We start from the raw sequence: 13,134 nt of genomic DNA, 5'->3' as shown, positions 1-13,134 counted from the left end.
CCCTTGTCCTTCGTCGTCGTCCCGTTCCGCTTCTCGGGGTTCTCGGGGTCCCCGGAGGCCAGGGGCTGCAGCACGGTCCGCGTGGTGAACCGGTGGTCGGGGCCCATGGCGGAGAGCGCGGCCACACCGGTGGCGATCTTGGTGGTGGAGGCCGGGAGCAGCGCGGTGTCCCCGCCGCGCTCGAAGAGCGTCCGCCCGGTGGCCACGTCCACCACCGCTGCGGACCCGCGGGAGCCCAGCGCGGGGTCGTCCAGCAGGGGGCCGAGCACGCGCGCGAGGCCCGCCCTGGTGGGCAGGGCGCCCGCCGCGGCGCCCGCGTGACCGGCCTTCTCACCGTCCGGCGTCTCACCCAGACCGGCGAGCACGGCCACCGCGTCGAGCCGCGCCACGGATCCGTCCTGTGCGGCCGCGCCCCGGGCGCGGCCGGCCTCCACGGAAACGGATGCGGGGCGTTCACCCCCCAGTGCCACCGCGTGGACCCGCTCGGCCGTACGCTGACCGCTGGAGTCCCAGGGACCGGCGGCCGTCACCACCCCGGCGGCCAGCAGGGCCCCGGAGACGGCGGCACAGACCGTGTACCGCCCGACCGGGTCGGACCAGCGCGCCACCGTTCGGGCACCCCGCGCGAACAACGGTCGCACGCGCCGCTGTTCCCCCGGCTCCGGCACAACGACCACCCCTTTCGCCAGCACCCACCTGCGTAGGGGACACTTAACCACCAGAACTATGTGCTGATCATGGAGGAGCCACCGGTGGAGTTCGACGTCACGATCGAGATTCCGAAGGGTTCGCGCAACAAGTACGAGGTGGACCACGAGACCGGTCGTATTCGCCTGGACCGGCGACTCTTCACCTCGACGATGTACCCGGCCGACTACGGGTTCGTCGAGAACACCCTCGGCGAGGACGGCGACCCGCTGGACGCCCTCGTCATCCTCGAGGAGCCGACCTTCCCCGGCTGCCTCATCCGCTGCCGCGCCATCGGCATGTTCCGCATGACGGACGAGGCCGGCGGCGACGACAAGCTGCTGTGCGTCCCCGCCTCGGACCCGCGCGTGGAGCACCTGCGCGACATCCAGAACGTGTCGGAGTTCGACCGCCTGGAGATCCAGCACTTCTTCGAGGTCTACAAGGACCTCGAGCCCGGCAAGTCCGTCGAGGGCGCCGACTGGGTCGGCCGCGCCGAGGCCGAGGCCGAGATCGAGCGCTCCTTCGCGCGACTGAAGGAGCAGGGCGGTCACTGACCGCCGTCCCGCCCGGTTCCGGGCGGGCGCCACGGGCCGCGTCATCCCGCACGGGTGGCGCGGCCCTGCCGCGTTCAGGGCCGCCTACCCTGGGTACGCGGCACACCGATCATGAACTGCCGGGAGCAAGGGTGACCGAGGCGGAGGACCGCAAGCCCCAGAGCGACGAGGCGAGGAGCGCTTTCGCCCCTCCGCCGGGAGTCGTCGCGGCCCCGCCCCCGGTGGACAACGAGTCGTCGACCACCTCGGAGTTCGCCGTCCCGCAGGGGCTGGTGCCGCCGGAGCCCCCGCCGTCCGAGCGCACCGAGGGTTCCGCGTTCCGGCCGCCGTCCTCCACCACCGGTCAGCACCCGCTGCCGCCCGCGGCCTTCACCCCGGCGGCCGGTATTCCCGCCCTCCGGTTGACCCGGGACGTGCCCTGGCAGGACCGGATGCGCACCATGCTCCGGATGCCGGTCATGGACCGTCCGGCGCCCGACGTGGTGCACCGGGGGGAGGACGAGACCCGCCCCGCGGTACCCCGCGTCATGGACCTCGCCCTGCGTATCGGCGAGCTGCTGCTGGCGGGCGGCGAGGGCTCGGAGGACGTCGAGGGCGCCATGTTCGCGGTCTGCCGGGCCTACGGCCTGGACCGCGTGGAGCCCAACGTCACCTTCACCCTCGTCTCCATCTCCTACCAGCCCTCACTGGTCGAGCCGCCGGTCAGCGCCTCGCGCACGGTGCGCCGCCGCGGCACCGACTACACCCGGCTGGCCGCGGTCTTCGCCCTGGTGGACGACCTGAGCGACGCGGACGAGGACAGCCCGGTCACGCTGGAGGAGGCCTACCACCGGCTCGGCGAGATCCGGCGCAACCGGCACCCGTACCCGACCTGGGTGCTCACCGTCTCCGCGGGACTGCTGGCCGGCGCGGCCTCCGTGCTGGTGGGCGGCGGGGTGCTGGTGTTCCTGGCGGCGGCCGTCGGCGCCATGCTCGGCGACCGGCTGGCCTGGCTCTGCGCGGACCGCGGGCTGCCGGAGTTCTACCAGTTCGTGGTCGCGGCGATGCCCCCGGCCGCGATGGGCGTGGCCCTCACGCTCGCCCACGCCGACGTGCGGGCCTCCGCGGTGATCACCGGTGGGCTGTTCGCGCTGCTGCCGGGGCGGGCCCTGGTGGCGGGCGTCCAGGACGGACTGACCGGCTTCTACATCACGGCCTCCGCCCGCCTGCTGGAGGTCATGTACTTCTTCGTCGGCATCGTCACCGGAGTGCTGATCATCCTGTACTTCGGGGTGCAGCTCGGCGCGCAGCTGAACCCGGACGCGTCGCTGGCGATCGTCGAACGCCCGGTGGTGCAGATCTTCGCCTCCATGCTGCTGTCGCTGACCTTCGCGGTGCTGCTGCAGCAGGAGCGGTCGACGGTGCTGCTGGTGACGCTGAACGGCGGCGTCGCCTGGGTGGTGTACGGCGCGATGCACTACGCGGGCGGCCTCTCCCCCGTCGCGTCCACGGCCGTGGCCGCGGGCCTGGTGGGGCTCTTCGGCCAGCTGCTCTCCCGTTACCGCTTCGCCTCGGCACTGCCGTACACCACGGCGGCGATCGGCCCGCTGCTGCCCGGTTCGTCGACCTACTTCGGTCTGCTGGGGTTCGCGCAGAACAACATCGACCGAGGGGCGGCCTCGCTGAGCCAGGCCGCCGCGCTGGCCATCGCCATCGCCATCGGGGTGAACCTCGGCTCGGAGGTCTCCCGGCTGTTCCTCCGCCTCCCGGGAGAGGCCGCGGAACGCAGGAAGGCGGCGAAGCGGACCAGGGGCTTCTGACCCTGGTCCGCCTCACCGCCGATCTACCGTCGCGCCGCCGCGGGTCAGCGCCGGGGGCGCTGAGGGTGGCCGTCGCCGCCCTGCGGGGGGTAGGGCTGCCGGGGCGGCTGCTCCCCGCCGTAGGGCTGCTGGTGGGGGTGCTGGTTCTGCTGCTGGTGCTGCTGCCCGTAGCCGCCCTGGCCGTACGGCTGCTGCGAGGGCGCACCATCGTAGGGCTGCTGCGGCTGGGATCCGTACTGCTGCTGCCCGCCGTACCCGTCGTGTCCCTGCTGCTGCGGCTGCTGCGGGGCGCCGTGCTGCTGGGGTCGGCCGTACTGGCCGCCCTGACCGTAGCCCTGCTGCTGACCGTAACCCTGCTGGTCGTAGCCCTGCTGCTGACCGTAACCCTGCTGCTCGTACCCTGCCTGCCCGTAGCCCTGCTGCCCGTACGGCTGCTGCGGGGCGTGCTGCTGCGGGTGCTGGTGGGACTGCTGCTGGGGCTGCTGGTGGTGCGACTGCTGGTGGTGGTGCGGCTGCTGCTGTCCGCCCTGCTCGGGGCGGAGGAGGAGCGGGCGGGTCGCGTCGTCCATCATCGGGTAGCGGCCGTCCTGCGACGTCCCGTCGGTCCCGGTGCCCTCGCCGTCGCCGTCCTGCCCGTCCTTGCCCTTCTTCCCGCGCGCCTTGAGCAGCTCGAACACGATCGGCAGCACGGAGATCAGGACGATCAGGATCAGGATCGCCTCGATGTTCTTCTCCACGAAGTCGATCCGGCCCAGCCAGGAGCCGAGCAGCGTGACGCCCGCGCCCCACAGGATGCCGCCGATGACGTTGAACGTCAGGAAGGACCGGTACCGCATGCCGCTGACGCCGGCGATGATCGGCGTGAAGGTGCGCACGATGGGCACGAAGCGGGCCAGGACCAGTGACTTCGGACCGTACTTCTCGAAGAAATCGTGGGCCTTGACGACGTTCTCCTGCTTGAAGAAGCGGGAGTCCGGCCGGCTGAAGAGCGAAGGACCGACCTTCTTGCCGAACATGTAGCCCACCTGGTCGCCCAGGATCGCGGCGAGGCAGATCAGCGCGATGGCGCCCCAGAGGGGGAAGTCGAGCGTGCCGGAGGTGATCAGCATGCCGGTCGTGAAGAGCAGTGAATCGCCCGGCAGGAAGAATCCGAAGAAGAGCCCGGACTCGGCGAAGACGATGAGCAGCAGACCCACGATGCCGAAAGTGTTCAGCAGGTAGTCGGGATCCAGCCAGCTCGGTCCCAGGGCAAGGGTCGTCACGGTTCCGGGCTCCTGTGGGGTGAGGGGAGGGAAGACGGCGCGGTTTTCGGACTACCGCACAAAGCTACCAACGCCCTACCGGTACCCCGGGTTCCACCAGGGCGCACAAGGACCGGGCTCATCCGCCCGGCCCTGCCCCCTCACACACTCCGGCCGTTCATGCTCCCCTCGCGGGCCCTCAGGACAGCTGGAGGAGCCCTCGCAGGATGTCCCGGCTCTCCTCCGGACCGGGGCTGTCCCCGAGGAGCTCCCGCATCGCCCGCTCGTACTGGACGACGTCCTCGCGCTTGTCCAGGTAGAGGGCGCTGGTCAGCTGCTCCAGATAGACCACGTCGGAGAGGTCGGACTCGGGGAAGCTCAGGATGGTGAAGGCGCCGCTCTCGCCGGCGTGCCCGCCGAACCCGAAGGGCATGACCTGGAGCCGCACGTTGGGCCACTCGGACACCTCGATGAGGTGCTGCAACTGGCCACGCATCACGTCCCGGCCACCGTAGGGCCTCCGCAGCGCCGCCTCGTCGAGGACTATGTGGAACTGCGGGGCGTGCTCGGACACCAGGTACTTCTGGCGCTCCAGCCGCAGGGCCACCCGGCGGTCCACCTCGGCCGGCGAATGGGCCAGGCCCCGCGAGACGACGGCGTGGGCGTAGTCCTCGGTCTGCAGCAGGCCGTGGACGAACTGCACCTCGTACCCGCGGATCACCGAGGCGGCGCCCTCCAGCCCCACGTAGGTGGGGAACCAGTGCGGCAGGACGTCGGTGTAGCTGTGCCACCACCCGGCGGTGTTGGCCTCCTTGACCAGCGAGAGCAGCGCCCCCCGTTCCGCCTCGTCGTCGACCCCGTACAGCGTCAACAGGTCTTCCACATCACGGGCCTTGAAGCTCACCCGCCCCAACTCCATACGGCTGATCTTCGATTCGGACGCCCGGATCGAGTAGCCGGCCGCCTCCCGCGTGATCCCGCGAGCCTCCCGAAGCCGCCTCAGATGCGCTCCGAGCAGCATCCTCCGCACCACCGATCCCGACTCTCCCGCGCTCATGTCAGCCACCCTCCCCGGCCGTGCCCCTGGCAAAGTCTGCCACCAAATCACTCCGAGCTGTACTCATCCGGTTACGGAAAGGAGAACTCGGTGGCCGGTGTGGAACCCCTCCAGGCGGGATCCTGCCTGCCCCGAGGCCGAAACTGAACCCTCCCGCACGCTCCTCGCGACCGGAAACCAACGGGCGGATGGCGGAAAAAATGACCAAGAAACGGTACGGCGCAGCGTATTTCAGACGCGTGCACGTGCATCTGCCCTTGCATCTGCTGGTCTCATCCGAAACCATGGGCCTCGCACCACCGCCATATCGCCGCGACCGCGAATCCCGGGAGTGCCTCGCATGGGGACGAATGGATCGACCATGCTCGAGCCGCTACGGCAGGGCCTGCCGCCGATGGACCCCGCGACCGTCTCCAACGCCGCGACCTGCGCCCTGCCCGCCCGCTACGACGCGGTACGCGAAGCCCGCCAGTTCACCCGCGGAACTCTCGGCCAGTGGGACATAGGGGATCGCTTCGACGACGTCTGTCTGGTGGTGTCCGAACTCGTCACCAACGCCCTCCGTCACGCCCTGCCCGCCGACACCGCGCGCGACCCCGAGCAGGACCCTCCGGTACGGCTGCACCTGATGCGCTGGTCCGAGCGGCTGGTGTGCGCGGTACGCGATCCCAGCCGCGAGTCCCCCGACCCCCGCGACCCGGACGTCGACGACGACTGCGACGCGGAGTCCGGTCGGGGACTCTTCCTCGTCGAGTCCTTCAGCGACGGGTGGGGGTGGCACCCGGTCACCGGTGCCCTGGACGGCAAGGTCGTCTGGGCGCTCTTCAGGCTGCCCTCGGCCGGCTGAGCGGGCCGACGCCGGTAGAACCGGCGACGGTAAGGCCGGCGACGGTGGGCTCAGCCGACTATCAGGTGGTCGAACTCGCCGTCCTTGACCCCGAGGAGCATCGCCTCTATCTCGGCGCGCGTGTAGACGAGCGCGGGCCCGTCCGGGAAGCGGGAGTTGCGGACGGCCACCTCACCGCCGGGCAGGCGTGCGAACTCCACGCACGAGCCCTGCGAGTTGCTGTGCCGGCTCTTCTGCCACGCGACACCCTCGAGACGGGTGGCCGCCATGCCGTTGTGCACCCGCGTCGGGCCCGGCATGGCCGGACGCGACGGACATCCTGACGCCTCGTCAAGGTCGTACCCGTCGTACACGTCGTGATCCACAGGTAGCTCCCCGGTGATGCACCGGCCGTGGGGCCGCGGTGCGTGGTCAACTGCTTTGGATCATAGCCACGTTCATGTGCATACGCAGGTGCGGATGCACTGGCGGATGCATGGTGCAGATGCACGTGCACGCGGGGTGTTCCCGCGGTTACAGCGGGCGGGCGACGGAACCCGGCACCCCTTCCGTCTCTCCCCGTTTTCTGCTCGTGTGCCCGACAACCCTCCCCGCATGCAAAGGACTTCCTCCCGCGGTACAGCGGTTCCGCGCGCACGGTACGGGACTCATCCGCGGTCGCCGCGGCCGGGGAGCCCGGGACGACGGCCCATCCGGGCCCGGTCGGCGGCGTCCCGGCCCTGTATCCACCCCTCCTCGTCGCTGACCCCGCGCAACCGGGTCGTTCTCGTGTGCGGGAAGAGCCGGTCGGTCTCGTCCCGTACCGCCGCCTCACGGGAGGCGAGCACGGGCAGCAGGGCCTGCCCGGCCTCCGCCTTCGCCTCCGCGATCTCGTGCTCCGCGGCCTCGGCCAGCCGGGCGCCCATCCGATGGGCGTACGCGGCCAGGAAGGACTGCCGGAAGGTCTTGGTCCGCCGTCGGCCGCCGCCCTTTCCGCCCCCCTTGCGCAGCGCGGCCTCCGCCTTGGTCATCGCACCGGTCGCCTGCACCAGGAGGGAGGTGTACAGCAGCTCGACCACCTCGAGGTCCGCCTCGTGGCCGACCACCGTGCTGAAGCAGAACGCCTCGTTCCACACCGCCTGACAGTTGTTGGCCCGCGCCACAGCGTCCAGCAGCACCGCCTTGGCCTGTTCGTACGGCGGCTCCACCCCGATCCGGCACGCCCCTGGCCCGCCCGGGGCCGGCCCGTCGGAGCCCGGGACGCCGTCCGGGGCGAGCAGCGCCTCGTCGATGCTGTGCCGGGCCATGAGCTCCTGCGCCTTGGCGGTCAGTGCCTCGGCCTCCTCCGGGTAGCCGGTCGCCTCGGCCTTGGCGAGCAGCGCCCGGATCCGGCCCAGCATGCGGGAGGCGGGCTCGGCGCGCCCCGCCTCTCCCGCGGCCGGCCGCGGCCTGGGTTCCACGACCGGTTCCAGGGCGGGCAGCCTCAGCAGGAGGCGGTAGAGCTCGAGTACAACCGTGGCCCGGGTGAAACGGTCTTCCCGGTAGGGCGGTGCGGGCGTCAGCTCGGCGAGCTGGGCCGCCCAGCGACGCCCCCTGGCCTGCGCACCGGACCGGGAGCCGTGGCGGGAGTCCGCACCGGAGTTCTCGCCGGAGCCGTCGCGGGAGTCCTCGCCGGATTCCTCCGAGGCACCGGCTTCGGCGAGAATCAGGTCGCAGACCAGCTGGACGTGGACCTCCTCCAGCTCACGCCGGACCATCCGGACCACGTCCGCGGGCTGCCAGCCCCGCCTCCAGAGGGCGGCCGTCAGCTCGCGCCCCCGGCGGGACAGCTCGGTGTCCGCCCCCGGGTCGGCGGCCAGCAGGGACGCGCCCGCGTCGAGGGCCGTGTCGGTGTCGGCGTAGAGGGCGGCGGCGAAGGCACGCTCGACGGTGCCGGGCTCGGTGGTGCTCACGCGGTGATCCTGACACGGGAACCCGGGGTGCGGGAAAGTTGTCCACAGGCTGTGGACAACATGCGGTGGTGTCGTACCCGCCTGGCAGACTCGACCGCATGACCGGCCGGTGGGCTCTCGCACCCGTCGAGGGCGGCGGCGTCGATGTCGTCCCCCTCGGCCCCGACGACCTGCCCTGCGGCCCGGTGCGCCGCGAGCCCGACCTCGCCGAGGCCGTGCGTTCGCGGCCGGATGTCGCCCGCTGGGTGTGGCGCTCGACCGCCGAGATCTACCCGCGCCTGCTGTCCGCCGGAGTGCGGGTCGAGCGCTGTCACGACGTGGAGGACGCCGAGACCCTGCTCCTCGGTCACGAGGGCAGGAGCGGCGAGCCACGGAACGCCGCGGCCGCGCTGGGCCGGCTGCGCGGCGGCCCGGTGCCGCCGGACCCGCCGGCGCGGAGCGCGGACCCGTCGGCGCAGGACCCGTTGTTCGAGGCCGCCGCCCCCGTGGACGTGCCGCTCGCCGACCTGCTCGCCGTCTACGCCGAACAGCGGCGCCGGCTGGCCGCCACCGCCCACCCGGACCGGATGGCCCTGCTGCTGGCCGCGGAGTCCGCCGGCACCCTGGTGGCCGCCGAGATGAACCGCACCGGCCTGCCCTGGCGGGCCGACGTGCACCGGAAGGTGCTCCGGGACCTGCTCGGCGAGCGCTATCCGGGCGCCGGCGAGCCACGGCGACTGGCCGAGCTGGCGGACGAGGTCTCCACGGCGTTCGGCCGCCGGGTGCGGCCCGACCTGCCGGCCGACGTGGTGAAGGCGTTCGCCCAGGCCGGCATCCGGGTCCGCTCCACCCGCCGCTGGGAGCTCGCGAAACTCGACCACCCGGCCGTACCGCCGCTGCTGGAGTACAAGCGGCTGTACCGGATCTGGGTGGCCCACGGCTGGTCGTGGCTCCAGGACTGGGTGCACGACGGCAGGTTCCGCCCGGAGTTCCTGCCCGCGGGCACGGTGACCGGCCGCTGGGTCACCCACGGCGGTGGGGCGCTGCAGATCCCCAAGGTGATCCGGCAGGCCGTGATCGCCGACCCCGGCTGGCGGCTGGTGGTCGCCGACGCCGACCAGATGGAGCCGCGGGTCCTGGCCGCGATCTCCCGCGACCCGGCCTTCATGAAGGTCGCGGGCCGTGAGAGCGACCTCTACCAGGCGGTCTCCGAGCGGGCCTTCGCCGGCGACCGGGACCGCGCCAAGATCGCCGTGCTCGGCGCCATCTACGGCCAGACGTCCGGCGACGGCCTGAAGAACCTGGCCGCCCTGCGCCGTCGCTTCCCCCGCGCGGTCGCCCACGTCGACGAGGCCGCCCGCGCCGGCGAGGAGGGGCGCCTGGTGCGCACCTGGCTGGGCCGCACCTGCCCGCCCGTCGGCGGTCAGGAGGAGGCGGAGGAGGCGGGCATCCCGCTCGCGGCCGAGGACGACGACGAGCCCGGTCCCAGCCGTTCCACGGCGACGACCCGCGCCCGCGGCCGGTTCGCCCGCAACTTCGTCGTCCAGGGCAGCGCCGCCGACTGGACGTTCCTGCTGCTGGCGGCTCTCCGCCGCCGCCTGGACGGGCTGGCGGCGGAACTGGTGTTCTTCCAGCACGACGAGGTGATCGTGCACTGCCCCGCCGAGGAGGCGGAGCGGGTCACGGCCGCCATCCGGGAGAGCTCCGAGGAGGCCGCCCGCCTCACCTTCGGCGACACCCCGGTCCGCTTCCCGTTCACCACGGCGGTGGTGGAGTGCTACGCGGACGCGAAGTGACGGAGCCGTCGTGGAGCGGGCCCCAGGAACGGGAAAACCCCAGCACGGACCGGGTCCGAGCTGGGGTTTCACTGAGCCGCTTTCGGGATTCGAACCCGAGACCTACGCATTACGAGTGCGTTGCTCTGGCCATCTGAGCTAAAGCGGCACGTGCTGCCCGCACCATGGTGCGACCGGCGACGACGGTAAGTCTACACAGTTTCCCGGGGTGCTCCGAACCGGCGATCGACGGGGCGTTCCATGAGGTCAGAGGCAGCGCTTCCCCTCCGGGGGGACCGTGCCGCGGAGCAGATAGGCGTCGACCGCCGCGTCGACGCAGTCGCTGCCGCGGCCGTAGGCGGTGTGGCCGTCACCGTCGTGGGTCAGGAGCCGGCCGGAGGAGAGCTGACTGGCCAGGGCCTCGGCCCAGACGTACGGGGTGGCGGGGTCACGGGTGGTGCCGACCACCAGGATCGGGGCGGCGCCCTCGGCCTCGATGCGCCGGGCCTCGCCGGTGGGGGCGACGGGCCAGTAGGCGCAGTTCAGCGCGGACCATGCCATGGTCTCGCCGAAGACCGGCGAGGCCTTCTCGAAGTCCCGCAGCGACGCGCGCACCTCCTCCGGCGAGGAGAACGCCGCGGGCAGGTCCAGGCAGTTCACCGCGCTGTTGGCGAACATCAGGTTGGAGTACCGGCCCTCGGAGTCCCGCTCGTAGTAGCTGTCGGAGAGCGCCAGCAGCTGGGTGCCGTCCTTGTGCCGCCGCGCGGAGTCGAGCGCCTCGCGGAGCTGGGGCCAGGCACCCTCGTCGTACATGGCGGCGATCACGCCGATGGTGGCCAGCGACTCCGTCAGCTCGCGCCCGTCCGGGTCCTCGGCCTTCAGCGGCTCGGCGTCCAGCTCTTCGAAGAACGCCTTGAGCTCGCGCCCCACCCCGGCAGGGGTGGACTTCCGGCCGCCGATCGGACAGTCCGACTGCCGCACGCAGTCCCGGGCGAACGCCTGGAAGGCCGTCTCGAAGCCGGCCGTCTGGTCCAGGTTCAGCCGACGGGCCGGCAGCGACGGGTCCATCGCACCGTCCAGCACCAGGCGGCCCACCCGCGACGGGAACAGCCCGGCGTACGTGGCGCCCAGGAAGGTGCCGTACGAGGCCCCGACGTAGTGCAGCTCCTTGTCGCCGAGCACCGCCCGCACCACGTCCATGTCGCGGGCCGTCTCCACCGTGGAGACATGGCGCAGCAGCTTCGCGGAACGGCCGCCACAGCCCTCCGCGAAGGTCTTGAACGCGTCCACCAGCGAGTCCGCCTCGGCGCCCTCGTCCGGGGTGAAGTCGGTGCCGGTGTAGGTGTCCATGTGCGGCCCGTCGAGGCATTCGACCGGTTCGCTGCGGGCCACCCCGCGCGGGTCGACGGCGACCATGTCGTACCGGGCCCGGACCTCGGCGGGGTAGCCCAGCGCCGCGTAGCCCTGCAGGTAGTCGACGGCGGAGCCGCCCGGGCCACCGGGATTGACTAACAGCGAACCCAGCCGGCGGCCCGGCCCCGTGGCCTTGGTCCGCGACACCGCGAGCCGCACCTCGCCGGTCTCCGGCCGCGCGTAGTCGAGCGGCGCGCGCACCGTCGCGCACTGGAACCCGGGCGCGCCGCAGGAACGCCAGGAGGGCTTCTGCTCGTAGAAGCGGGCCAGCTGCGGCGCCACCTCCACGGGGAGGGCGGCGAGCGCCGGGCGGGTGCCCGGGTCACCCGACTGCCCCTGCTTCGCGGCGCACGCCGTCAGCAGGAGCGCCGAGGCGGTGACGACCGCTCCGGCCAGGCGCGCGGCCCGCCACGGACGGGACACGGAACGAGGGCTGCGGCTGATCTCCACCCGGCCACGGTAACTCTCCGCAGCCACGCTCACGCCCTGTGCCATGGATGTCGCCCGCACGGGCTAACCGTCACGCAGCGCCATGGTCATGGCCTCGACGGCCAGCAGCGGCGGCACGTTGCGGTCCAGTGCCTCGCCGCAGGCGCCGATCGCCTCGATCCGGCGCAGCGTCGACTCGGGGGGCCCGGAGCGGGCCAGCCGCTGCAGCGCGTCCTCGGCGTCCGCGTTGGCGAGCGCCACCCGTGTGCCGAGCTGCAGGGCGAGGACGTCGCGGTAGAAGTTGGTCAGGTCGGTCAGCGCCAGGTCCAGGCTGTCGCGCTGGGTGCGGGTGCGGCGGCGCTTCTGCTTGTCCTCGAGGTCCTTCATCACCCCGGCCGTGCCCCGGGGGAGCCTGCCACCCTGGGCCGCGCCGAGCGCCGCCTTGAGTTCCTCGGTCTCCTTGACGTCCAGCTCCTCTGCCAGTGCCTTGGCGTCGGCGGCCGCCGCGTCCACCAGCTCCTGCGCGGCCCGCAGGGCCCCGCCCACGTCGCCCACCCGCAGCGGCAGCTTGAGCACGGCGGCCCGGCGCTCGCGGGCCGCCGGGTCCACGGCCAGCCTCCGGGCACGGTCGACGTGGCCCTGGGTGGCGCGGGCCACCGCGTGGGCGGTGCCCGGCTCGATGCCGTCGCGGCGGATCAGCAGGTCGGCGACGGCCTCGACCGGCGGGGTGCGCAGGGTCAGCAGCCGGCAGCGGGAACGGATGGTGGGCAGCACGTCGTCCACGGACGGCGCGCAGAGCATCCAGACGGTGCGCGAGGCCGGCTCCTCGACCGCCTTGAGGACGGCGTTGGCCGACTTCTCGTTGAGCCGCTCGGCGTCCTCGACGAGGATCACCTGCCAGCGGCCGCCCGCCGGGGCGGTGTACGACTTGCGGACGGTGTCGCGCATGTCGTCGACCAGGATCTGCGCGCCGGTCGCGACGACGGTGGAGACGTCGGCGTGGGTGCCGATCAGGGCCGTGTGGCAGCCGTCGCAGAAGCCGCAGCCGGGTGCGCCGCCGAGGGCGCGGTCGGGGCTGACGCACTGGAGCGCGGCGGCGAAGGCGCGGGCCGCCGCCTCCCGTCCCGCGCCGGGCGGGCCGGTGAACAGCCAGGCGTGCGTCATCTTCGACGCGGCAGGGGCCGCAGCGCCTTCGTTGGCGGCCGTGACCAGCGCGTCGGCGTCGCGCGCCGCGGCGTCCAGTTCGGCGATGACCCGCTCCTGGCCCACCAGGTCGTCCCATACCGCCACGGGCACCGCCTTTCGTTCACGTCGTACCGCCGCCTCCATTGTGCGGGTCGGCTAGGACAGCCGTTGCCCGGGCGGTGGGGCCGGCCCCACCGCCCGGGCAACGGCTGTCCTAGCCGACCCGCACAATGG

11 protein-coding genes and 1 tRNA gene are annotated in these 13,134 nt (G+C 72.6%); 4 read left to right on the top strand and 8 right to left on the bottom strand.

The window, feature by feature from the left end:
* A partial coding sequence (locus ACOV8S_RS28830) for a D-alanyl-D-alanine carboxypeptidase (RefSeq protein WP_448321433.1) occupies positions 1-608 on the bottom strand: 608 nt, incomplete at its 3' end.
* A gap of 144 nt (positions 609-752) precedes the next feature.
* Between ACOV8S_RS28830 and ACOV8S_RS28825 the strand changes: the two genes are divergently transcribed.
* The gene (locus tag ACOV8S_RS28825) at positions 753-1,244 is read left to right on the top strand and encodes an inorganic diphosphatase (RefSeq protein ID WP_351113718.1); all 492 of its coding nucleotides are present in this window, start codon (positions 753-755) and stop codon (positions 1,242-1,244) included.
* Between the two features lie 131 nt (positions 1,245-1,375).
* Positions 1,376-3,043 carry a threonine/serine ThrE exporter family protein gene (locus ACOV8S_RS28820; RefSeq protein ID WP_448321432.1) on the top strand — a complete coding sequence of 556 codons (1,668 nt, stop codon included), beginning with the start codon at positions 1,376-1,378 and terminating at the stop codon, positions 3,041-3,043.
* Between the two features lie 44 nt (positions 3,044-3,087).
* Here the strand turns inward: ACOV8S_RS28820 and ACOV8S_RS28815 are convergent, their stop codons facing one another.
* Both ACOV8S_RS28815 and ACOV8S_RS28810 read right to left on the bottom strand, forming a co-directional pair.
* Positions 3,088-4,305, bottom strand: coding sequence for a DedA family protein (locus tag ACOV8S_RS28815; RefSeq protein ID WP_448321431.1), 1,218 nt, complete (start codon positions 4,303-4,305; stop codon positions 3,088-3,090).
* A gap of 178 nt (positions 4,306-4,483) precedes the next feature.
* Positions 4,484-5,341, bottom strand: coding sequence for a helix-turn-helix domain-containing protein (locus ACOV8S_RS28810; RefSeq protein WP_351113587.1), 858 nt, complete (start codon positions 5,339-5,341; stop codon positions 4,484-4,486).
* 340 nt (positions 5,342-5,681) lie between these two features.
* Here ACOV8S_RS28810 and ACOV8S_RS28805 point away from each other — a divergent pair, with 340 nt between their 5' ends.
* Positions 5,682-6,188 carry an ATP-binding protein gene (locus tag ACOV8S_RS28805; RefSeq protein WP_448321430.1) on the top strand — a complete coding sequence of 169 codons (507 nt, stop codon included), beginning with the start codon at positions 5,682-5,684 and terminating at the stop codon, positions 6,186-6,188.
* Positions 6,189-6,238: 50 nt separating this feature from the next.
* On the opposite strand, the gene ACOV8S_RS28800 is transcribed toward ACOV8S_RS28805, so the two are convergent.
* Positions 6,239-6,553 carry a DUF397 domain-containing protein gene (locus ACOV8S_RS28800; RefSeq protein ID WP_448321429.1) on the bottom strand — a complete coding sequence of 105 codons (315 nt, stop codon included), beginning with the start codon at positions 6,551-6,553 and terminating at the stop codon, positions 6,239-6,241.
* 282 nt (positions 6,554-6,835) lie between these two features.
* A complete protein-coding gene (locus tag ACOV8S_RS28795) occupies positions 6,836-8,119 on the bottom strand; it encodes a DUF2786 domain-containing protein (protein ID WP_448321428.1) in 1,284 nt (427 codons plus the stop codon).
* A gap of 98 nt (positions 8,120-8,217) precedes the next feature.
* Between ACOV8S_RS28795 and ACOV8S_RS28790 the strand changes: the two genes are divergently transcribed.
* Entirely contained in the window at positions 8,218-9,894 is a 1,677-nt protein-coding gene (locus ACOV8S_RS28790) for a bifunctional 3'-5' exonuclease/DNA polymerase (protein WP_448321427.1), read from the top strand.
* A 74-nt stretch (positions 9,895-9,968) separates the two neighbouring features.
* On the opposite strand, the gene ACOV8S_RS28785 is transcribed toward ACOV8S_RS28790, so the two are convergent.
* From ACOV8S_RS28785 to ACOV8S_RS28775, 3 genes are all read right to left on the bottom strand, one after another.
* A tRNA-Thr gene (locus tag ACOV8S_RS28785) sits at positions 9,969-10,042 on the bottom strand.
* A gap of 98 nt (positions 10,043-10,140) precedes the next feature.
* On the bottom strand, positions 10,141-11,781 hold the full coding sequence (locus ACOV8S_RS28780; RefSeq protein ID WP_448321474.1) for an alpha/beta hydrolase: 1,641 nt from the start codon (positions 11,779-11,781) through the stop codon (positions 10,141-10,143).
* Between the two features lie 18 nt (positions 11,782-11,799).
* Complete coding sequence (locus ACOV8S_RS28775; protein WP_448321426.1) at positions 11,800-13,005, bottom strand: DNA polymerase III subunit delta'; 1,206 nt, start codon at positions 13,003-13,005, stop codon at positions 11,800-11,802.
* Positions 13,006-13,134: the final 129 nt, after the last annotated feature.

The sequence above is a fragment of the Streptomyces sp. CO7 genome, from assembly GCF_053474865.1.
The sequence above is the reverse complement of the archived record's forward strand: the minus strand, read 5'-3'. Positions and strand labels throughout refer to the sequence as shown.